16 protein-coding genes are annotated in these 22,077 nt (G+C 72.6%); 3 read left to right on the top strand and 13 right to left on the bottom strand.

Annotation, left to right across the window (positions count from 1 at the left end):
• Positions 1–218: 218 nt before the first annotated feature.
• Positions 219–881: a M48 metallopeptidase family protein gene (locus LZ495_RS22085; RefSeq protein WP_235054515.1), complete on the bottom strand. Its 663-nt coding sequence runs from the start codon at positions 879–881 to the stop codon at positions 219–221.
• Positions 882–1,147: 266 nt separating this feature from the next.
• Here LZ495_RS22085 and LZ495_RS22080 point away from each other — a divergent pair, with 266 nt between their 5' ends.
• The gene (locus LZ495_RS22080; RefSeq protein WP_235054514.1) at positions 1,148–2,578 is read left to right on the top strand and encodes an ABC1 kinase family protein; all 1,431 of its coding nucleotides are present in this window, start codon (positions 1,148–1,150) and stop codon (positions 2,576–2,578) included.
• Between the two features lie 117 nt (positions 2,579–2,695).
• On the opposite strand, the gene LZ495_RS22075 is transcribed toward LZ495_RS22080, so the two are convergent.
• The 4 genes from LZ495_RS22075 to LZ495_RS22060 all read right to left on the bottom strand — a co-directional run bounded on the left by LZ495_RS22075 (position 2,696) and on the right by LZ495_RS22060 (position 6,315).
• Entirely contained in the window at positions 2,696–2,995 is a 300-nt protein-coding gene (locus tag LZ495_RS22075; protein ID WP_505011343.1) for a putative WhiB-interacting protein, read from the bottom strand.
• Positions 2,992–3,330, bottom strand: a complete 339-nt coding sequence (locus tag LZ495_RS22070) for a WhiB family transcriptional regulator (RefSeq protein ID WP_372498621.1) — start codon at positions 3,328–3,330, stop codon at positions 2,992–2,994. Before LZ495_RS22070 ends, LZ495_RS22075 begins: the two co-directional genes overlap by 4 nt.
• A gap of 163 nt (positions 3,331–3,493) precedes the next feature.
• Complete coding sequence (locus LZ495_RS22065) at positions 3,494–3,901, bottom strand: hypothetical protein (protein WP_235054512.1); 408 nt, start codon at positions 3,899–3,901, stop codon at positions 3,494–3,496.
• A gap of 239 nt (positions 3,902–4,140) precedes the next feature.
• The gene (locus LZ495_RS22060) at positions 4,141–6,315 is read right to left on the bottom strand and encodes an ATP-dependent DNA helicase UvrD2 (RefSeq protein ID WP_235054511.1); all 2,175 of its coding nucleotides are present in this window, start codon (positions 6,313–6,315) and stop codon (positions 4,141–4,143) included.
• A 131-nt stretch (positions 6,316–6,446) separates the two neighbouring features.
• On the opposite strand from LZ495_RS22060, the gene LZ495_RS22055 reads away from it, so the two are divergent.
• Entirely contained in the window at positions 6,447–6,710 is a 264-nt protein-coding gene (locus LZ495_RS22055) for a mycoredoxin (protein WP_235054510.1), read from the top strand.
• 147 nt (positions 6,711–6,857) lie between these two features.
• Here the strand turns inward: LZ495_RS22055 and nudC are convergent, their stop codons facing one another.
• On the bottom strand, positions 6,858–7,766 hold the full coding sequence (gene nudC / locus LZ495_RS22050; RefSeq protein ID WP_235054509.1) for an NAD(+) diphosphatase: 909 nt from the start codon (positions 7,764–7,766) through the stop codon (positions 6,858–6,860).
• Positions 7,767–7,968: 202 nt separating this feature from the next.
• Between nudC and LZ495_RS22045 the strand changes: the two genes are divergently transcribed.
• Positions 7,969–8,832 (top strand): endonuclease/exonuclease/phosphatase family protein, encoded by an 864-nt coding sequence (locus tag LZ495_RS22045; RefSeq protein WP_235054507.1) that lies wholly within the window; start codon positions 7,969–7,971, stop codon positions 8,830–8,832.
• 22 nt (positions 8,833–8,854) lie between these two features.
• On the opposite strand, the gene LZ495_RS22040 is transcribed toward LZ495_RS22045, so the two are convergent.
• The 7 genes from LZ495_RS22040 to LZ495_RS22010 form a co-directional block, all read right to left on the bottom strand.
• Entirely contained in the window at positions 8,855–10,033 is a 1,179-nt protein-coding gene (locus LZ495_RS22040; protein ID WP_235054505.1) for a PP2C family protein-serine/threonine phosphatase, read from the bottom strand.
• A 163-nt stretch (positions 10,034–10,196) separates the two neighbouring features.
• Positions 10,197–13,895, bottom strand: coding sequence for an ATP-dependent helicase (locus LZ495_RS22035; protein ID WP_235054504.1), 3,699 nt, complete (start codon positions 13,893–13,895; stop codon positions 10,197–10,199).
• 133 nt (positions 13,896–14,028) lie between these two features.
• Complete coding sequence (locus tag LZ495_RS22030; RefSeq protein WP_235054503.1) at positions 14,029–14,838, bottom strand: hypothetical protein; 810 nt, start codon at positions 14,836–14,838, stop codon at positions 14,029–14,031.
• Between the two features lie 215 nt (positions 14,839–15,053).
• Positions 15,054–16,418 (bottom strand): hypothetical protein, encoded by a 1,365-nt coding sequence (locus LZ495_RS22025; RefSeq protein ID WP_235054501.1) that lies wholly within the window; start codon positions 16,416–16,418, stop codon positions 15,054–15,056.
• A gap of 184 nt (positions 16,419–16,602) precedes the next feature.
• Positions 16,603–17,331, bottom strand: coding sequence for a hypothetical protein (locus LZ495_RS22020; RefSeq protein WP_235054499.1), 729 nt, complete (start codon positions 17,329–17,331; stop codon positions 16,603–16,605).
• A 129-nt stretch (positions 17,332–17,460) separates the two neighbouring features.
• Positions 17,461–18,204: a hypothetical protein gene (locus LZ495_RS22015; RefSeq protein WP_235054498.1), complete on the bottom strand. Its 744-nt coding sequence runs from the start codon at positions 18,202–18,204 to the stop codon at positions 17,461–17,463.
• Positions 18,205–18,316: 112 nt separating this feature from the next.
• A complete protein-coding gene (locus LZ495_RS22010) occupies positions 18,317–21,847 on the bottom strand; it encodes an ATP-dependent helicase (protein WP_235054496.1) in 3,531 nt (1,176 codons plus the stop codon).
• Positions 21,848–22,077 lie beyond the last annotated feature (230 nt).

The raw sequence follows: 22,077 nt of genomic DNA, 5'->3' as shown, positions 1-22,077 counted from the left end.
GGCACCCGGCGGGGCAAGGCATCACGTTAATACGGAGGCAGGGACCACCGCGATGGTCTCGGCAGGTTGGACCCGGGATCCGAGGGTTATGCCTCACCTCGGCCGGGCGCCGAGGTCCGGTGCGCGGCCGTATGCCGGATTCAGCCGTTCGGACGCGCCGGCGGCACGCGATGCGCCGGCGGGCCGACCGGGCAGCCGCCGGGCGGCGGCCGCGCCGGTCAGCCGTTGAGCTCTGCGGCGGCGTCCTCGTCGTCCACGTCGTCCTCTGCGTCGTCCGCATCATCGGCATCGGCCATGCCGTCGAGGCCGTCGACGTCGTCGTCCTCGTCCGAGAGGTCGGGTCCGCCGGACGCGGCCACGCCCTCCAGGTAGCCGCGGGCCCGCTCGGTCCGCGGGTATGCGGCCAGCAGCGTCCAGAATCGCGGGCCGTGCCCGGGCACCAGCAGATGGGCCAGCTCGTGCAGCAGCACGTAGTCGACGACATAGGTCGGCATGCCCTGCAGGCGGCTGGACAGCCGGATGGACGCGTCGAGCGGGGTGCACGAGCCCCAGCGGGTGTTCTGGTTGTCCACCCACCGCACGCTCAGCGGTACGGCGCGGCCGCCGAGATAGCGGTCGGACAGCTCGCGGGCCCGCAAGGCCAAGGCCTCGTCGCTCGGGCGCCGGCGCTTCTCCTGGGCGGCCAGCCGGTCGAGCATTATGCCGACCCAGCGCTGCTCCTCGGCCGCGGACATCCGCGCGGGCAGCAGGACGACCGTGCGGTCGCCGTCGCGGTAGGCCGACACGGTTCGTCGCCGTCGAGCGCTGCGGCGGACTTCGACGGCGTTCTCGTACGGGTTTCCGGGCACGGCGGAGCGCCCGGCCCCGGGATCGGCGGCCACAACCAGACGTTACCCAACGCCGCGCGCCGCGAGCCGCTGCTTCGCCGCCGCGTCCGCAAATCACCCGTGTTCGATCGCAGCAACCGGTGATTTTCCTCCATTTTGCGGCGTTCAGTGCGCTGATTGGTCCGATTGTCGGACGGAAGCAGCGCGCAACGGTCGGGTCCGGTCCGCGCGCCCGGCGCTTGATCGTGCATGGCAGCGCACCGCGTCCCGCACAATGGGATCGTGAGCCAGCCATGCGAGCGAACCGGCGAAGGGCAAGCATGAGTGATCTTCCGCGCAGGGCGGTGACCCGTACCGCCAAGCTCGCATCGCTGCCGCTCGGCGTCGCCGGCAGAGCGACCATCGGGCTCGGGCGCCGGATAGGAGGCCGCCCGGCCGAGATCGTCGCCGCCGAGCTCCAGCAGCGCACCGCACAGCAGATGTTCAAGGTGCTCGGCGAGCTCAAGGGCGGCGCCATGAAGCTCGGGCAGGCGCTGTCCGTCTTCGAGGCCGCCCTGCCCGAGGAAGTCGCCGGGCCGTACCGCGCCGCGCTCACCAAGCTGCAGGACGCCGCGCCGCCGATGCCGGTGCGCACCGTACACAAGGCGCTGGCCGAGAACCTCGGCACCGACTGGCGCTCGCTGTTCGTGGAGTTCGACGACAAGCCGGCCGCGGCCGCGTCGATCGGGCAGGTGCACCGGGCGGTCTGGCACGACGGCCGCGAGGTGGCCGTCAAGATCCAGTACCCGGGAGCCGGCGATGCGCTGATCTCCGACCTCAACCAGCTCGGCCATGTGGCCCGGTTCGCCGGTGCGCTGATCCCCGGCATCGACGTCAAGCCGCTGATCGCCGAACTCAAGGCGCGCGTCGCCGAGGAGCTGGACTATCAGCTGGAGGCCGAGGCCCAGCAGGCGCACGCCGACGAGTTCGCCGACGACCCGGACATCTTCGTGCCGCGCGTGGTCTTCCAGGCGGAGCGCGTGCTGGTCACCGAGTGGATGACCGGCACCCCGCTCTCCAAGATCATCGAGAAGGGCACCCCGGAGGAGCGCGACCAGGCCGGGCACCTGCTGGTCCGGTTCCTGTTCTCCGGCCCGGTGCGCACCGGGATGCTGCACGCCGACTCGCACCCGGGCAACTTCCGGCTGCTGCCCGACGGCCGGCTCGGCGTCCTGGACTTCGGCACCGTCAACCGGCTGCCGGACGGCCTGCCCGAACCGATCGGGGTGGCCATGCGGCTGGCCCTGGACGACGAGGCCGAGGGCGTCATGGAGGTGCTGCGCGCGGAGGGCTTCGTCAAGCCGTCCATCAAGCTCGATGCGCAGGAGGTCCTCGACTACCTGCTGCCCATGGTCGAGCCGGCGCAGGTCGAGCGCTTCCGCTTCACCCGCGCCTGGCTGCGGCTGCAGGGCGCCCGGATCGGCGACCCGCGCAACCCGGCGTCCGCGATGGCCCGCCAGCTCAACCTGCCGCCGAACTACCTGCTGATCCACCGCGTCACGCTCAGCACCATCGGCGTGCTGTGCCAGCTCGACGCCGAGGTGCCGTTCCGCGAGGAACTGGAGTGCTGGCTCCCCGGCTTCGCCGAGCTGGAGTACGAAATCGACGACGAGCTGGACGAGTTCGAGGAGTTCGACGAACTCGAGGAGACCGCGGGGACCGAAGGGGCCGGGGGCCCGGACGGGGCCGCCGGCGCCGGCAAGTCCGGCTGACCGCAAGCATCGACGCACAAAGGGCGGGCACCCTCTCGGGTGCCCGCCCTTTCGCTTCTTCAGGTCTTCACGTCTTCACAGCAGGTTTTCCGTGCGCATCGGCAGGTCGGCGCCGTGTTACTGCATGACCGCCAGGGCCAGGGCCCGGCGGGCGCGCAGCGAGGCCACCTCGGCCCGGCGCTTCATCTTGCGCGCGGCCCGGACGTGCACCGCACGGCGGTGCAGCTCGGCCTCCCGATGTCGTTCGTCCATCTGTGCTCTTGCGAGGGCTTCATGAAGCAGATACATGTCGCGGTTCCTGTCCAGGATCGGGGTGCTGTGGGTCTCGGCGGGTGCGGGCTGGGTGCTCATCGGTTCCTGGCGTGCGTTCGAGGTGGTGCGGACGGTGGCTGCGCGCGGCAGGTCGGCGGGGTTCACGCGGCGACCTCCGTCTTGCGCGGACGCCCACGCGGCCGCTTGCGGGCCACGACGACACCCTGGATGAACAGCTCGCCACCCCAGACGCCCCACGGCTCGCGGCGCTCGAGCGCGCCCTGCAGGCAGGCGGCCCGGACCGGGCACTCGCCGCAGAGGGCCTTGGCGTACTCGACGTCGGCCGGCGACTCGGCGAAGAACACCTCCGGGTCGTACGAACGGCACGGGATGGTGCCCTCGACGGTCTCGATGTCGTCGAACGCGGTCAGAGTCATCAGGTCTACCTCCGGTACTGGGACGGCCAAAGCAGCTGCGGTGGGGGGCTTGTCGAACGGCACGTGGTGCTCCTCGTGAGTGAACTCGTTTGGCGTTGTCGCCAGTTGGTTGTCTTCGCGGTCCTGGTGGACGCGTCCTGCCGGTTGGGTCAGGGCAAAGAACAAGGGCCGCGGATCCCGGTGTACGGGTTCCGCGGCCCTGGAGGTAAGCCGACCTGACGTATCGTCAGGTTCGCGTCCTCCAGGACGGGTACCCGTGCATTCCGGCAAATCCGGTCGTGCCCATGGCCTGAGCCATGTCCTCGACCTGCTGCTGCTCGCATGCCGCCACGCTGGATGCCGACGGTCGCTCATCGCGCGTGATGACACTCGTACGCTCGCTGCCCTGCCAACCTGCTTCGGCGCTTGCCGCCAGACCGATGCCTTCGCCGCTGCCCAGGCCCACTACGGGCGTGGCGGTGGCGAGAATGCGGGCATCGGTCCCGGCATAGGCAGCCAGGAGCAGGTTCCGACCCTTGAGGTTCAAGGACGAAAGGGAGGCAGGCTTCAGCGAACCCAGCCCAGCAGAGCGCACCGACATCGCGGAGGGCGCGACGGCAATGGCGTCAACTGAGAGTTTGATGTTGATCGACACGACGTTCGCCTCCCTTCCACGGGATGTTCGGGGCTCCGCCTGAGGCGGATCCGGATCAGCTGATTCGGACAGGTGGTGCTGGTGGTTCTGCTGCAGCGTGCTGCTGCGGCTCGACTTCACAGCCGAGCACGGTCAACACGTTGACCGTGCTCGTGAGGTTAGATCGGGCAACAAGACGAGCGCAAACTATTTTCCGCGTGTCTGCGCTCACTTGAGGGAAGTCCCTCGTCGAACGGCCTTCACGGGGCCTCGACGAAGGGTTCCGAAGTACCCGGCACCCGCCCTGCGACCAGGGCGAGCACATCGTCGCCGAACTTGCCGATCTTGGCACGGGTGACGCCCGAGATGGCCGCCAGCTGGTTCTCCGACGACGGCTGGGCCTCGGCGATCGCGGTCAGCGTGGCGTCGGTGAACACGCAGTACGCAGGCTGCCCCAGCTCCGCGGCCTGGCCCTTCCGCCAGTCCAGCAGCCGCTGGTAGAGCTCCTCGTCCAGGTCGGACGGGCACTCCAGGCACCGGCCCAGCTTGCGGGCCGCCGCCTCGGCCAGGCCGCGCCCGCACACCCGGCAGCGCACCGGCCCGGACCGGGTCCGGCGCTCGGCCCGCTCGCGCGCTTCGCCGGACGCGGGGGCCGCGGCGCCGGCCGTGCGCGCGAAACTGCCGCCCGACGAGACCGGACCGCCGCCGCGCAGACCATCCAGAAAACGCGAGGGCCTGCGGTTCGGCCGCCCTCCGGGCGACCGGGACAGCGCCCACGACAAGGTCAGGTGCTCGCGGGCCCGGGTGATCCCGACGTACAGGAGCCGCCGCTCCTCCTCGACCTTCTCGTCGGTGTCGGCGTAGGTGATGGGCATCATGCCCTCGGTCAGGCCGACCAGGAAGACGGCATCCCACTCCAGGCCCTTGGCGGCGTGCAGGGAGGCCAGCGTGACGCCTTCGACGGTCGGGGCGTGCTGCGCGTTGGCCCGCTCGGCCAACTCCTCGACGAAGTCCGCCAGGGTGGCCTCGGGGCGGGCCGCGGAGAAGTCCTCGGACAGCCGCACCAGGGCGTTCAGCGACTCCCAGCGCTCGCGCACCTGGCCGGATCCGCTCGGCGGCTCGGGGGTCCAGCCGCCCGCGACCAGCACCGCGCCGACCTCGGCGGCCAGCCCGCTGCCCGCGCCGGAGTCCGCGGAGCGGGCCGCGCCGCGCAGCAGGACCGCGGCCTGGCGCACCTCGGGCCGCTCGAAGAACCGCTCGGCGCCGCGCAGCACGTACGGGATGCCCAGGTCGGCGAGGGCCTGCTCGTAGCTCTCGGACTGTGAATTGGTGCGGAAGAGCACCGCGATCTCGGCAGCCCGCACGCCCTGCTCCAGGAGCTTGGCGACGCGCCGGGCGACGCCCTCGGCCTCGCCGGGCTCGTCGCCGAACTCGACATACTCCGGCGCCGGGCCGTCGGCGCGCTGCGAGATCAGCTCGATGCGGTGCTTGGCGGCCTCACCGGTGGCATGCGTGAGCAGCCGGTTGGCGAGCCGCACCACCTGCGGGGTGGAGCGGTAGTCGCGGACCAGCTCGACGACCTCGGCGCTGCGGTGCCGGTGCCGGAAGCCGAGCAGGAAGCCGGGGGTGGCCCCGGTGAACGAGTAGATGGTCTGGCTCGCGTCGCCGACCACGCACAGGCTGCGGGACTGCTGGGACCACAGGTCGAGGAGCCGCTGCTGCAGCGGGTTGACGTCCTGGTACTCGTCGACGGTGAAGTGCTTGTACTGCGCCTGGACCTGCTCGCGCACCTCGATGCGCTCGTCGAGCAGGCCGACGGTCAGCAGCAGGACATCCTCGAAGTCCATCTGGCCGCGGCCGGCCTTGATCTTCTCGTACGCCGCATAGACCCGGGCCACCTCGGCGGCGTCCCGCGGCGGCTTGCGCTTGGTGGCCAGCACCTGGCCCGGATAGTCGTCGGGCGCGGTCTGGGTGGCCTTGGCCCACTCGATCTCGCCGGTCAGGTCGCGCAACTCGGCCTTGTCGGCGCGCAGCCGGCAGTCCGCGACGGCCTCCGCGACCAGCGGGACCTTGCGCTCGACCAGCCGCGGGGCGTTCACGCCGTAGGTGCGCGGCCAGAAGAACTGCAGCTGGCGCAGCGCCGCCGAGTGGAAGGTCCGGGCCTGCACACCGGACACGCCCAGCTGCCGCAGCCGCCCGCGCATCTCCCCCGCGGCCCGCGCGGTGAAGGTGACCGCGAGGGTCTGGGTGGGCTGCATCACACCGGTCAGCACGCCGTACGCGATGCGGTGGGTGATCGCCCGAGTCTTGCCCGTGCCGGCACCGGCGAGCACGCAGACGGCACCGTCGACGGACTTGGCCACTCGGCGCTGCTCCGGGTCGAGCGCGTCGAGGATCTCGTCGGCGGTGGGCGGGGGCCCGTACTGGTCGAACACCGGGCCATCCTCTCAGGCCGCACTGTCGCGGACGTGAAGTTGTCCACAGGCTGTGCGGTTGCGGAAGAAACCCGGCGGCGTCGTACGTTGTGACGTCAGTACGTCCACCCGCAGCAGAGGAGACCTCGCCGATGTCGGCCACCGTGACGATGTACAGCACCCCGTGGTGCGGGTACTGCCGCCGCCTCAAGAGCCAGATGGAGCGCGAGGGTCTGGCCTACACCGAGGTCGACATCGAGCAGGACGCCGCGGCGGCCGACTACGTGATGAGCGTCAACGGCGGCAACCAGACCGTTCCGACCGTGGTCGTGACGGTCGGCGGCGAGATCCAGTGGGTCGCCACCAACCCGAGCCTCGCCCAGGTGAAGGACGCCTTCGCGGCTGCCGCCGCGTGACGGCTTGAGCGACGGCTTGATCGACAGCTCGAGCGCGTCTTGAACGCAGCTTGAACGCGAAGGGCCCCGGCAGCGGATCCGCTGCCGGGGCCCTCGCATGTCCGCCGGGGTCCGCGGACGACCGCGCGGCGGCTCAGCGCCGGCCGGTCACCACTTGTTGGTCTCCGGGATGGGCTCGCCATACCAGAGCTCGATCAGGTGCCGCGAGATGGAGATCGCGCCGGGCAGCAGGATCTCCCCCGCGTCCACCGCGGCGCGCAGCTCCTCGCGCGAGAACCACCGGGCCTCGGCGATCTCGGTGCCGTCCACGTCGATGCGGTCGTCCACCGAGGTGGCGTGGAACCCGAGCATGAGGCTGGACGGGAACGGCCACGGCTGGCTGTCGATGTAGGTCACGTCGGCGACCCGCACGCCGGCCTCCTCGGCCACCTCGCGGATCACCGCCTGGCGCAGCGACTCGCCCGGCTCGACGAATCCGGCCAGCGTCGAGAAGCGCTTCTCCGGCCAGCTCGTCTGGCGGCCCAGCAGCGCCCGGTCCTGCGGGTCGACGACGAGCATGATCACCGCGGGGTCGGTCCGCGGGAAGTGCTCCGCGGCGCACACCGTGCACTTGCGCACGTGCCCGGCGGCGACCGGCTCGGTCGGCTGCCCGCAGCGCGCGCAGAAAGTGTGCGTGCGGTGCCAGTTCTCCAGCCCGTACGCGTGCACCAGCAGGCCCGCGTCGCGCTCGCCGAGCGTCGAACCGAGGGTGAACAGGTGGCCGACCTGGGCGTCGACGCCCTCGGGCAGGGCCGCGGCGGCGACCGCGAAGAACGCCACGCCGTCCGGGTCCAGGCCGAGGAAGTACCGCTCGCCCTCGGGGGCGTCGCCCGGTCCCACGAGGACCAGCGCCGGACCGCCCGCGTCGGTCCAGTGCACCTTGCCCTGCTCGATGACCAGGACGCGGGTCTCGGGGGTGGCCCACGCCTGCGCCAACCAGGCCTCGTCGAGCCGGTGCACGGCCGCCCGGTCGTGGCCGGCCCGGGTCAGCGGCAGTCTCGGATCGCGATCGCCCACGAACACACCCCTCGTTCTCGCACGTCGTTCCGTGTTCCGTTTCGTCCCAGCCGCAGCCGACTGCCGGGCATTCCCGGAGCGCGGCGCGTGCTTCCGGTCTACACGATCGCGGCACGGGCCGGGGAAGCGGGATGGCCCCGGAGCGGCGGGCGGGTCGCGGCAATGCGCTGCGGGTCCGCGGGGCGGCCCGTACCGTCGGTTCATGACTGTGCTGCGCGTGGCCACGTTCAATCTGCTGCACGGGATGGCGCTGGACGACGGGACCGCGGGACCGGACCGGCTCGCCGAGGCGCTGGCCGCGCTGGACGCCGACATCGTGGCGCTGCAGGAGGTCGACCGCCATCAGGAGCGGTCCGGCGGGGCGGACCAGGCGGCGGTCGCGGCCCGCGCGCTGGGGGCAGCCGACTGGAGGTTCCTGGCGTCGGTGCACGGCGTCCCGGCGCCGGTGTCGGGGTGGCTGCCGGATCCGGGCGAACCCGAGCGGCACGTCTACGGCCCCGCGCAGGACGGCACCGGCGGGCCCTCGTACGGCATCGCACTGGTGTCCCGGCTGCCGGTGCTGCGCTGGCGGGCCCGGCGCTTCCCGGCCGCGCCGCTGAGCCTGCCGCTGCGGGTGCAGGGCCGGCCGGGGCTGACCCGGGTGCCGGACGAGCCGCGCGCGGTGCTCGCCGCGGTGGTGGACGGCCCGCACGGGCCGCTGACCGTGCTGGCCGCGCACTTGTCGTTCGTCCCGGGGTGGAACGTCTCGCAGTTGTCGCGGGTCGGCCGGTCGTCCGCGGACCTGCCGCAGCCGAAGCTGCTGCTCGGCGACTTCAACCTGCCCGGCCGGATCCCGCAGGCGGTGGTCGGGCGGCGCCCGGAGCGCGGCACACCGGCCCGGCCGCGGCGGCACCGGGTGCGCTGGCGGTCGCTGGCCCGGGTGCCGACCTATCCGTCGTACCGGCCGCGCGTGCAGTTCGACCACGTCTTCGGGCACGGGCTCGGGCCGGACGCGGTGCGGCGTACCGAGGTCGTGCGGCTGGGCGTGTCGGACCACTGCGCGCTGGTCGTGGAACTGGACCTGTGACGCTCCGGGGAGGGGCCGTGCGTCAGGTCCGTTTGTGCAGGTCGGCGGGCGGCAGCGGGCCCGTGTCGTAGATGCCTCCGACGCCCGGCGCGTACATGAGCAGGAGCATCGCCGCATCGTCCTGGAGCGGCCGCCCGACGTGCCGCTGCACGTCGGCGTCGAGCCGGTCCAGCGTCTCCTCGACGCCCGGCATGCTGTCCGGCGCGCGGTCGAGAAGGGGGTAGAAGACGCCTTGCGCGTCGCGGGCCTCGACGATGCCGTCCGTGTAGAGCAGCAACCGGTCGCCGGGCTGGACCGGTAGGTCCAGGACCGGGATCCCGAACAGCGCCGGGTCCACGATGCCCAGCGGCGGCACCGGCGAGGGCGGTTCGAGCAGCTCGGCGCGGGCCGCCCGGAGGAGCAGCGGGGCCGGGTGGCCGCAGTTGACGATCTCGACGCCGCCCTGCGGCGGGAAGCCGACCAGCACGAGCGTCACGAACTCTTCGACGTTCTCCTCGAGGCGCCGGCTCATGCTCGCCGCGATGCGCTGGACCACGCCGGGCAGACCGGGCTCCTCGTACGCGGCCTCCCGGAACGCGCCGAGCACGGCCGCCGCGGTCTGCACCGCGCCGAGGCCCTTGCCGCGGACGTCGCCGACCACCGCGCGGACCCCGTAGGGCGTGAGGATCACCTCGTACAGGTCGCCGCCGATGCGCGCCTCGGCCGCCGCCGCCCGGTACCGCACGCCGACCCGGACCGGGCCGATCCGCCGCGGCACGGGGCTGAGCAGGACGTGCTGGGCGGCCTCGGCGACGCTGCGGACGTCCTCCAGCTTGCGATCCTGGCGGCGCCGGACCTGGACGCCGGCCCAGCTGGTCATCGAGACCAGGAAGATCGAGAGCAGCGTCACGAACGGCTCGCCGTCGCCCTTTGTCTCGCCCAGATTGCTGAGCACCAGCATCGCGCCGGCCGCGAGGATACCGATCCACACGGGGGTGCGGGCCGAACCACGGGTGAGGCCGGCCAGCGCGGGCGCGACCGCAAGCAGCGGGCCGACGTGCACTTCGGGCGGGGTCGCGAAGCCGATCACGACGACGCAGACGATGACGGCGACGGGCAGGACCCGCAGGGTCCACCCGGCCACGGGCAGCAGCCCGTCGTGCCCGGACGACCCCTCGGCCGGGGGCGGGGCGGTGCGGCGCTCAGGCTGCGGCGATCCCATCGGTGGAGCTACTACCTCGATTCCGGCGGTCCGATGCGGTTCGATGCATTCCGATGCGGATCAGTGCAGATTGTTGCAGATTGATGCAGATTAATACGGACTTATGCGGTCGGAACCGAAACGATGCGACCGCAAGGATACGAATCGCCGTGTAGCGAGCGGATCAAGGTCCGTCCGGCCCGCCGGCCATCACGCGTTCGATGCCCGCGCGGTCCGGCAGCCGCTGCGGGCGGACCACCGCGCCGGACCGCACGTACACGAATGAGGCGGTGACCTCTTCCGGGTCGACGCCCGCCAGCTCGGCCCAGGCCAGCCGGTAGACGGCGAGCTGCAAGGGGTCGGCGGTGTGGGTGCGGCTGGTCTTCCAGTCGACCACTTCGTAGCGGCCGTCGCGGTCGCGGTAGACCGCGTCGATCCGGCCGCGCACCACGCGGCCGCCGATGACCAGCTGGAACGGCTCCTCTATGCGGTGCGGGGCGCGCTGCGCGTAGGGGCTGCGCAGGAACGCCTCCTGCAGTTCGACCAGGTCGGCCTCGTCGGTGATCTCCTCGTCCGCGGCGCCCGGCAGGTCGTCCGGCTCCAGCAGCGGACGCTCGCCGAACTGCGCCTCGATCCACGCGTGGAACCGCGTGCCGCGGCGCGCGGCGGGGGCGGGTGGGCGCGGCATCGGCCGGGCCAGCTCGCGGGCCAGGCCGTCCGGGTCCGCGGCCAGCCTGAGCAGCTGCGAGGCGGACAGCGATGCGGGCAGCTCCACCTCGCGCACCCCGGACCGGCCGCGGGACAGCTCCTCGACCAGGCGGTCGAGGTCGCGGTCCCACGACTCGATCAGCTCGCGGTCCACCGGGCCGAGGTGCTCGTCGTCGGACTCGAAGCCGGGGAACAGGACGAGGTCCTCGGGGTCCTCCGGCAGCACGCCGGGCAGGATCTCGCGCAGGACGCCGGGCCCGCTCCCGGACCGGGCGGCGGGCAGGGCATCGGGCAGGACATCGGGCCCGGCGTCCACCGGCGGGTGCCCGGCCGGGACCGCGCCCGCAGCGTCGGCGGCGGCTTCGGCGGCCGACGAAGCGGCGTGGCCGCCGCTCGCGGCAGGCGCGGCGCCTACGTCCTCGGCGGCTTCATCCTCGTCTGCGTCGTCGTACCAGCCGCCCGGCGGGGGCATGTCGTCGTCCGGGGGCGGCGGCAGTTCGTCGTCGTCCGGCGGGGGCTCGTCGAAGAACGGCGGCGGCTCTTCCTCGGCGAACACCGCCGCGTCGGCGCCGGGTGCGTCCGCCTCGGGGCCCGGTGCGGCGCCGACGTCCGGGTGCTGCTCCGCCGCGGTCCGGGCGGCGCCTTCCAGCCGGGCCAGTTCGTCGGCGACGTCGCGGGCCGCGCGGCGGCGCTCCTCCAGGGCGAAGGCGTCCAGCGGCAGCGGCCACAGCTGCTCGACCTGCCCGGCCAGGTGCGGGTTGGCGTCCTCTTCGGGCTCGACGGCCCAGCTGGCGACCTCGCCGTGCCCGGCCGCGCAGTGCTCTTCGAGGCGGAGCAGGAAGTCCGACGGGCCGCGCTTCTTGGTCTGGGTGCGGCCCCACCAGTGCCCGGAGGCGATGAGGAGCTGCTTGGGGCGGGTGAAGGTCACGTAGCCCAGGCGCAGTTCCTCGGTGGCCTTGTGGTCCTTCATGCCGGCCTCGAAGGCCTTGAAGTCCTTGGGGGCCAGGCCGGCCAGCTCGGGGAGCCCGTCGGCGTCGCCGCGCAGCGGATGCGGGAGGGTGTGCCCGCTCTTCGTCCACTTGGCCTGCGCCTTGGTGCTCGGGAAGGCGTCCTTGACCAGGCCGGGGACCGCGACCACGGCCCATTCCAGGCCCTTGGACTTGTGCGCGGTGAGCACCTTCACCGAGTCGCCCGCGCTGGGCAGGCTGCCGTCGAGGCCCTTGTCGTGTTCGGCCGCGGTGCGCAGGAAGGCCAGGAACGCGGTCAGCGACGGGTCGCCGTCCAGGTCCGCGAACCCGGCCGCGACGTCGAGGAACGAGTGCAGCGTCTCGCGGCGGCGCGCGGCCAGCGCGTTCGGCGACGCGGACAGCTCGACTTCCAGCCCGGTGGCCGAGAGGACGCGGTGAAGTATGTCCATCAGCGGCTCGCCGAGGTGCCGCCGCAACTCCCTTATCTCGGCGGCCAGCCGGGCGAACCGGACCCGGGCGGCCCGGGAGAACGGGTACTCCTCCCCCGGGTCGGCGAGCGCGTCGGACAGCGACACGACCTCGGTGGGGTCGACGCCGGCGACGGCCTCCTCCAGCCGGGCGTCGGGTCCGTCGGCGCGGCCGCGGTCGAAGCGCACGAGGTCGCCGGCCCGCCGCCCGAGCAGCGCCAGGTCGCGCTGCCCGATGCGCCAGCGCGGCCCGACCAGCAGGCGGACCAGGGCGGCGTTGGCGGTCGGGTCGTCGAGGACCTCGCAGGCGGCCACCAGGTCGGCGACCTCGGGCAGGTTGAGCAGCCCGGACAGGCCCACGACCTCGACCGGCACGTCGCGTTCCACGAGGGCCTTGTGGATCTCCGGGAAGTCCGCGGCGGTCCGCGCCAGCACCGCGACGTCGCCGGGGCCGAGCAGGTCGCCCTCCGGTCCGAAGCGGGTGCCGATGACGTGCGCGACCTGGTCGGCCAGCCAGGCGATCTCGCCGTCCTGGGTGGCCAGCAGTGCGCAGCGGGCCCAGCCGTCGTGCTCGGCGCCGTCCGCGGGCCGCAGCGCCTCGACGCCTTCGTGCATGGCACGCAGCGGTACGGCGAGCTCGTTGGCGAAGGCGAGCAGGCGGCCGCCGCTGCGCCGGTTCTCGGCCAGCGCGTAGCGGCGCGCGGGCGTGCCGTCGAGGTGCGGGAAGTGGTGCGGGAACTCGTCGAGGTTGGCGACCGAGGCGCCGCGCCATCCGTAGATGGCCTGGCAGGGGTCGCCGACCGCGGTGACCGGGTGGCCGCGGCCTTCGGCCTGGCCCGGGTCGGTGCCTTCCGGGACGCCGAACAGGCCGGACAGCAGGCGGCGTTGCGCGACGGACGTGTCCTGGTACTCGTCGAGCAGCACGACCCGGTACGTCTCGCGCAGGATGCGGCCGACCTCGGCGCGCTCCTCGGCGAGCCGGGCGGCGTACGCGATCTGGTCGCCGAAGTCGAGGAGGTCGCGCTGCCGGCGCGCGTCGGCGTAGTCGGCGACCAGGCGCAGCAGGTCGAGGCGGGTACGGGCGGCCTCGGCCGCCTCGCGGGCCCCCGCGGACGGCTTGGCGGCCGCCTCGACCTCGGCGATCAGGGCGCGGTCGTGGGCGCGCAGCCGCTCGATGCCGACGAGGTGCTCGGCCATCTCGCCGCCGAGCGCGAGGACGTCGGCGGTGATCGCGGACAGCGACTTGGTGAGCATCGGGAACGGCCCGGGGGCGCGGCGCGCGGCGCGGGCGGCGAGTTGGAAGCGCGTGGCGTCGGCGAGCAGCCGGGCGGACGGCTCCAGGCCGATGCGCAGGCCGTGTTCGGCGAGCAGGCGCCCGGCGAACGCGTGGTACGTGGAGATGGTCGGCTCGCCGGCGTCCTCGTCGCCGCCGAGCGCGAGGCCGGCCGGGTCGGGCCACAGCTTGCGCAGTGCGGTGCGGACGCGCTCGGCGAGCTCGCCCGCGGCCTTGTTGGTGAAGGTCAGGCCCAGGACCGCGTCGGGGCGCACGTCGCCGCGGCCGACCAGCCACACCACCCGCGCGGTCATCACCGTGGTCTTGCCGGAGCCCGCCCCCGCGACGATCACGCCGGGTTCGAGCGGTGCGGTGATGGCGGCGATCTGCTCGGCGGTGTAGGGGACGCCGAGGACCTCCTTGAGGTCGTCCGCGTCGCGGATGGGGTGGGGGTGGGCCGGTCGCACCGGCGCAACGTTAGACGCACCTGAGGACAAGAACCGCATCCTGTGCGTTGTGTCCCACGGGCCGCGCAGGGAGCGCTACCCTGCGCGTCCGCAAGCGTCCGTTTTTGTCGCACGTCGGGGCACCCGCCGGGCGCTACGCCCCCGCGAGGCGCTGCTGCAGGGCCGCCTGGTCCAGGACGCGGTCCGCGGGGGGCGCGACGACCCGCACGTCGGCGCCGAAGTCGCTGACCTTGAGGTCGAGCGGCGCGCCGCCGGCGACCGTCATGCGGATCGGGAACGGGTCGCCCGAGGCCATCACGAACATCGTGGTGGTCGAGCCGTCCGCGGACTTCACCGTCAGCGGCCACACGTTCTTGCCGTCGACCTGCGTCTCGGCGCCCTTGGCCACGTCCACCGCACCCGCGAAGGTTCCGGCGAACGGGTCGACGAGCTTGGGGTCGAGCTGCTGGCCGTCCGCCTTGAGGTACATGCCGCGCAGTGACGCGGGTATCTGGGCGCCCGGCGTCGCGCCGATGACGCTCTCGACGTTGGTGTAGACGACCCCGCCGACCCGGATGAGCTCCTGCTTCACCTCGACGCCGGCCACGGTCTGCACCGCGTCGCGCTGCTTGCTGACCTCGATGGTGAGCGTGACCGCATCGGCGCCGGCACCGGAGCTGCCGGTCAGCTTGTACGAGGTGGCGGCCATCAACTGCACCGCGCGGTCCGCAAGTTCGCGGCCGCTGAGGGCGCCGGGCGGACGCGTGTCGGGGACCGCGCCCTTCGTGCCGTCGATGATGGAGCCGGGCGCGGGAGCCGTACCGCCGGGGGCGCCCGGACCGGTCCGGGACACCGCCTCGGGGTTCTCGGCCGCGCCGCCGGAGCAGGCGGTCAGGCTCGCGAACGCGAACACCAGGGCGGCACCGGCGGCCAGCGCGGTCGGAACAGGGCGGGTCGGACGCACAGGTACTCCTCGGGACGGACGGCGCCCCGCCACCGCGGACCGTGCGATGGCGGGGCGCCGTGGGAGCATCGCGCGCCCAGTATCCCGACTCTGTCAAGCATCTGACGGACAGTCACCGATGGTGGACTGCCGCCGGCCTCCGGCCCGGGGATCGGTAGGACCGGCCCGTGGGCGGCTCAGAAGCGCGGTCACCCTGCCGCCCGGTGTATCTCGGCTCAACCGCGGGCGGCGTCCTCCAAGGCCTTCTCGATCTGCGACTCCTCGATGACCTGAGCCGCCGGAGGCGCGACCACGTCGCAGCCGCCGCCGAAGGCCTTGTAGACCGACTCCACGCGCTCCTTGCCGTCCGGGTCCTCGATATCCCCGAGGATGACCGGCGCTCCTTCCGCGGCCACATAGCGGAGGTGCTGCAGGCCATCCGTAGCCTTGAAGACCAACTCGACGGCCGGCTTGCCCTGGTACGTGGTGGCCGTGCCCTTGGTGACCTTGCCGACGGCCTTGTCGAACTCCTCGCCGTCCTCGGCATCGGCCACGAGGTGCTTGTCGCCGAGCGCCTTCTCGACCACCTCCTTGGCCTTGGGGGTGGCAGCGGAGCCCATGGCGTCGATGAAGGCCGAGGTCGGGATCTTCATGTACGACTTGCCGTCGACCTCGATCATCTCCATCTTGCGGCCCTTAGTGTCCGCCATGCTGGCCTTGAGGCCGGTGATCGTGCCGTCCGCCTTGTACGAGATGCAGCCCTCCATGGTGAAGGTGCCGTCCTCGTCCGTGCCCGTGCCGGAAAGCGCCACGGACTTCTGCTTGAGGGCGTGCTCACGCGACCGGTCGGCCAGGTCCTTGGGGTCGGCCAGCGTGTTGTCGGCCACGGCCTCGAGCGCCGCCTCGACCTCGTCCTCGGGGATGACCTGGTCCTTGGCCGGCTCCTTCACCTCGCACTTGGCGGCGGCCTTGGTGTACGTGGTCTCGTCGCGCGCGCCGTCCTTGTCGTCCTCGACGTCGCCGAGGATGACCGGCGCGCCCTTGGCGGCGATGTAGTACGTCGTCTTGCCGCCGCTGCTGCTGGTCTTGGTGAGGGGCACTGCCTGCTGTCCCGCGAACGTCATGACGTCGCCCTTGGTGACACCGTTGGTGTCGCCGTAGAAGAACTCGACCATGGCGTCGGGATCCGCCTTGCCCTGGACGAACTTGCCGGCGAGGGCCTTCTCGAACGCCGCGGTCGCGGCCACGTCGTCGGCGGAGCCGGCCGCGGCGGCCCACATCTTGCCGTTGCCCTTCGAGTAGGTCCGGTCGTCGACCTGGACCATCTCGACGGCTTCCCCGGCGAACGTTCCCTTGCCCGCGAGCGACTTGGCCGACAGGTCCGCACACAGAGCGCTCGTCGTCTCCACGCCTTCGGCGGTCTTGCCCTTCGCCGCCGCGTCGACGTACCGCATCTTGTTCATCTCGGCGACGGCCTTGTCGGCGAGCACCTTGGCGTCGAGCTTGGTGTTGTCGGCCACCTTGCCCTCGGAACACCCGGCAAGGCCGGCGACCACAAGGGCCGTCGCGGACGCGGCTATGGCAAAGGGACGCACACGCACAGGAGGTCTCCGTGGGTCGGCACCCGGCAACCGGGCTCAGGTCGAACGTGCGCGCAAGTATGGCAGCAGCCAATGACACGGAAAGATCCGGTCAATATCCGGCGCGCTTCCCGGATATTGCTTGCTTCCCTGCTAATTGCTACTACTTGCGACTACCCGCGACCCGACCGGCCGCCGACCTCGGTCAGGCGGCCTTCTCCGCCTCGAGCGCGGCCTCGACGTCGTCGTCGGTCATGACCTGGTCCTTGGCAGGCGCCTGGGCCTCGCACTTGGAGCTCTTGCTGTACGTGACCTCGTTGCGCGAGCCGTCCTTGTTCTCCTCCAGCTGGCCGAGCACGACCGGGTCGCCCTTGGCCGCGACGTAGTACGTCGTCTTGTCGCCGCTCTTGGTCTTGACGAGCGGGACGGCCTTCTTGCCCTGGAAAGTGGTGACCTCGCCCTTGGTGACGCCGTCGGTGCCGCCCTCGAAGAAGGTGACGCCGTCCTCGTCGCCCGGGTCGGCCTTGGTCAGGACGTACTTGCCGCCCAGCACCTTGTCGAACGTGGCCGCGGCCTCCGGGTCCTCGCCGCCGCCGGTCACCGATGCCCAGAACTTGCCGTCGCCCTTCATGTACTTGTCGTCGCCGATCTCGATCATCTCGACGGCGTGGCCGGCCATGGTGCCCTTGGCCGAGAAGGTCTTGCCGGTCATGTCGGCGCACATGGACAGCGCGACGTCCTTGCCCTCCTCGTCCTTCCCCTTGGCCTCACCCTTGATGTACTGGACCTTCTTCATCGCGGCGACCGCCTGGTCGGCCAGCGCCTTCGCCTCGGTCTTGGTGTTGTCGGCCCCTTCGTCCTCGGAGCAGGCGGCGACGCCGGCGACGGCGAAGACGGCGGCAAAGGCGGCAGTGGCAAGACGGCGAACGCGCACAAAAACTCCGGGTGTCGGCACCGGGCTCTCCCCCGGCACAAGATCGCAAGTGCGCGCCAGTATGGCAGCGGTCAAATCACCGTCAAAAATGATCAACGGTACTTGCGTTCATCGGCCGGCGGGCAGGCGTCAGCTCGTGAGCTCGGCCTTGAGCTCGGTGTCGAACGTGTCCGCGTCGATGACCTGGTCGGTTCCGGGCGCCTTGACCACGCACGAACCGGCCTTCGTGAAGACCGTCTCCTGGCGCTCCGGCCCCTCGGCCGCCTCTTCCTTCTTGCCGACGATCAGCGGCTTGCCCTCGGCCGCGACGTAGTACGTCTTCTTCTCGCCGTCCGTGCCGGTCTGCGACAGCGGCACGACCTTCTGGCCCTTGAAGTCGGTGACTTCGCCCTTGGTGACCGTGTCGGTCTTGCCGTCGAAGAAGTCGACGATCTGGTCGTCCTTGTCCTCCGCCGGGGACTTGATGTACTTGTCGCCGGCGACCTTGCCCGCCGCCGCGACGATGCGCGCATCGTCCGGCTTGCCGAGCAGGTAGGCCCACGCCTCGCCGGCTCCGCGCATGTACTGCGCGCCGTCGATGGCGATGACGTCGAGCTTGTGCCCGTCGATGGTGACCGAGCCGGACACCGCCTTGGTCTTCATCACCGCGCACATGGACGCCGACGCCGGCTTCCCGTCGTCCGCGGTGCCGGTGCCGTCCGCCTGCACGAATTCGAGCTTGTCCATCTCGGCGATGGACTGGTCGGCCAGCGTCTTCGCGTCGGTCTTCGTGTTGTCGGTCTTGTCCTCGCCCTTGTCGTCGCTGCAGGCGCCGAGAGCGGCGACCGCGAGGAACGCGGCGGACACGGAGAGGGCAATACGGCGCACGTGCACGAGAAGCTCCATCGGTTCCGGGGGCGGCCGGTCTTGATCGCCAGTATGGCGATGCCCCGATTCGTCCCGCCGAACCGCCCCCGTCCGGCGTCCTCGGCGCGGCGCGGCGCGGTCACTCGACGACGGTGCGGCCTTCGCTGCGCGCGCTGCAGCAGCGCCGGAACTCGCAACGGTCGCAGTGCGAACCGCCCTTCGGCCGGAAGCGCTCGCCCAGGATCCGGCCCGCCACGTCGGCCAGCAGCGCGGACACCCACGTACCGCCGTCCTCGTCCGGCACCGGCGGGCCCTGCTCCTGCACCGCGGGCAGCCGCTCGGCGTCCGGTCCGGCGTCCTTCGCCGCCGCCCGGTGCCGCAGCTGCACCAGCTCCGCACCGCCGACCGGCGGGCGGGCCCCGCCGAACGCCTCGACCTCGTCCAACGCGCCGCCCGACACCGCCGCCTGATAGACCGCCAGCTGCGGATGCCGGTCGACCTCCTTCGCGGTCGGCTTGTGCTTGCCGGTCTTGAAGTCGACGACGTACGCCAGGCCGTCGGCGCCGCGCTCGACCCGGTCCATCGACCCGCGGATCACGATGTCGTGCTCGCCCGCGGTCAGGCTCACCTCGAACTCGTGCTCGGTCGCGGCCACCACGCGGTGCCGCTCGTGGGTATGCCAGGCCAGGAACCGCTCCAACGCCCCCCGGGCCTCTTCCTTCTGCTGCTCGGACTGCCATGGCGCATCGAACGCCAGCGCATCCCATACCCGGTCCAACCGGTCCATCAGCACCGGGAGTTCGGCCGCAGTCGCGCCCGTGCCCACCTCGTCGGCCAGCGCGTGCACGACATTGCCGAATCCCAGCGCTGCGCTGCGCGCCGATTCGGCCCGCACTTCGCGGCCCAGGAACCAGCTCAGCGAGCAGGTGTCGACCTTCTCCACCGCGCTGCCGGACAGCCGGACCGGCGCCCGCGGATCGCGTACCGGGATGCCCGGGTCGGTCGGCTCCACCAGCCCCCACCAGCGCTCGGGATGCGCCGCGGGGACCATCGGGTAGCCGTCCTCGTCGCGCAGCGCGGCCAGCTTCGCGAGCCGCCGCGCGGCGGCCAGCTGCACACTGCGCGGCGCCTTCGGGTCGACCGCCGCCGACCGCAGCTCGGCGACCAGCGCCGACGTCGACAGCGGGCGCCGCGGCCGCGAGGTCACATCGGCCCGCTCCACCCCGGTCTTCTCGTCGCCCAGTTCGGCGAGGAACCGCGAGGGCTGGTCGCCGTCCTCGTACGCGGACTTCACCGCGGTCACCACGAGCCGCTCGCGGGCGCGGGTGGCCGCGACGTAGAACAGCCGGCGCTCCTCGGCCAGCAGCGCACCGGGCGAGAGCGGTTCGGCCAGGCCGTCGGCGCCGATGCGGTCCGCTTCCAGGAGCGAGCCGCGGCGCCGCAGGTCCGGCCACAGGCCCTCCTGCACCCCGGCCACCACCACGAGCCGCCACTGCAGGCCCTTGGAGCGGTGCGCGGTCAGCAGCCGCACGGACTCGCCGCGCACCGCTTTGTCGTCCAGCCGGTCGCCGGGGATCTGCTGCGCGGTCAACTCCTCCAGGAAGTTCAGCGCACCGCGGTGCCCGGCCCGCTCCTCGGCCCGGGCGGCGACCTCGAACAGCGCGACCACCGCGTCCAGATCGCGGTCCGCGTTGCGGCCGGACGGGCCGCCGCGCAGCACCGCGCGCTCCAGGCGGGCCGGCCAGGGGGTCCCGTGCCACAGCTCCCACAGTGCGGCCTCGGTGGTGCCGCCCGCGTCCAGGATCGCGCGGGCTTTGGCGAGCAGGATCCCGAGCCGGTACGCACCCGCGGCGATCTGCGCGTCGACCGCGACGAGCTGCTCGGGGTGCGCGAGGGCGTCGCGTATGAGAACGGCGGAGGGGCGGGCGACGACGGGGAAGGCGGGCGGGGCAGGTTCCGCGGGGGCGCCCGGGTCCGCGGGGGCCGCGGCCTGGGCTCCGGCAGTTTCGGCGGCATCCGCGGCTTCGAGCGGTGCCGCCGGCAAACCGAACATGGTCAGCTGCTCGGGTTCGCCGTCCTGCGGCCCGCCGTCGGCGCCGGCCTCCGCATCGGCCGCTGCCTCCGTGTCGGCCTCTGCGTCGGCCTCTGCGTCGGCCTCGGCGAGCTGCGCGTCCGCGACCGCCGCCGCGCGCTCCTCGGCCCGCAGCGCGCGGCCCAGCACCCGCAGGTCCGCCGAGTCCATGCCGCACATCGGCGAGAGCAGCAGCAGCCGCGCGGTCTCCTCGTCCAGCGCGTCCGGGTCCGCGGCCACCCGCAGCGCGGTCAGCAGCGGGTTGACGGCCTGCTCGGCGGCCAGCGGGAGTTCGTCGCCGGCGATCTCCAGCGGCACGCCCGCGACCGACAGCGCGCGCCGGATCGCCGGGATCGAGCGGGCGCCGGACCGCACCAGCACCGCCATCTCGCCCCACGGCACGCCGTCCTCCAGGTGCGCGCGGCGCAGGATGTCGGCGATGTTGTCCAGCTCGGCGCCCGGCGTCGGGTACGTGAAGACCTGCACGCGGCTCGGGTCGTCGTCCCCCACCCGGTCCGCGGTCAGGTCGCGGTGCGCAAGGGCGTCGGCCGCGGGCAGCCGGGACAGCGGCATGCGCTTGGTGATCTCCCGGGAGGCGCGCAGCAGTCCGGCCCCGGCGCGCCGCGAGGTGCGCAGCACGATGGTCGGCGCGGCCTGCCCGGTGCGGTCCGGGAACCGGTGGCGGAAGTCGAGGATGCCGTTCACGTCGGCGCCGCGGAACGCGTAGATCGACTGGTCCGGGTCGCCCACCGCGACCAGGTCGCGCCCGTCCCCGGCAAGCGCACGCAGCAGCCGCACCTGGGCCGCGTCGGTGTCCTGGTACTCGTCGACGAACACCACCTTGTAGCGGCGGCGCAGTTCCTCGGACACCTCGGGGCGCTCGGCGAGTATGACCGCGCGGTGCACCAGCTCGGCGTAGTCGACCACGCCCTGCGCGTCCAGCACGTCCAGGTACTCGCCGAGGAACTCCGCGGCCGCGGCCCAGTCCCGGCGGCCGGTCGCGGCGGCGAACCGGGCCAGCGCCTCCGGGTCCAGGCCCAGCTCGCGGCTGCGCGCGGTCACCGCCCGCACCTCGTCGGCGAACCCGCGCGTGCCCAGGGCGGCACGCAGCTCGTCGGGCCAGCGCACGGTGCCGTCCTCGGCCTCGCCGGCCAGCAGCTCGCGGACGAACACGTCCTGCTCGGGACCGGACAGCAGGCGCAGCGGGTACGTGAACAGCTCGGGCGGCTGGTGCTGCCGGACCAGGGCGTAGCAGAACGAGTGGAACGTGGTCGCGGTCGGCAGCGCACCCCCTCGCGCGGGACCGTCCTGCGCGCCTGCGCCACCGCGCAGCCGGGTCGCGATACGGTCGCGCAGCTCCCCGGCCGCCTTGCGGCTGAACGTGAGAACCAGGATCTCCTCGGGAAGCATCCCCCGGGCGACCCGGTCGGCGACCGCCTCCACAAGAGTGGTTGTCTTTCCCGTACCGGGGCCGGCCAGCACCAGCAGCGGGCCGCCCGGATGGGCGACCACGGCACGCTGGCGCTCGTCCAGCGTCAGCACTGCCTGCGGGCTGACGTCGGTACGCCGCAAGCGGTACGCGGAGGTCGCGGTCGTCATGGCTCGGGGCCTTACGGGGAAGCCGAGGGGTTCGGGAAAGACGGGGACGGGGATTACGGGGAAGCCGAGAAGCGGGGAGAAGTGGAGAGGGTCATCGAGGCGGTACGGCGGACGGACGACACAGCGGCCGGCCGCGTGGCACGGGCAACCTTCCGGGCATCCATCCGGGCATCTTCCAGGTCATGCAGGGCATTCGGGGTGCGCAGGGGGCCGCGCCCCGGTCGGCAGGG

Source organism: Yinghuangia soli, assembly GCF_021502675.1.
In the GTDB taxonomy this organism is placed as follows: domain Bacteria; phylum Actinomycetota; class Actinomycetes; order Streptomycetales; family Streptomycetaceae; genus Yinghuangia; species Yinghuangia soli.
The sequence above is the reverse complement of the archived record's forward strand: the minus strand, read 5'-3'. Positions and strand labels throughout refer to the sequence as shown.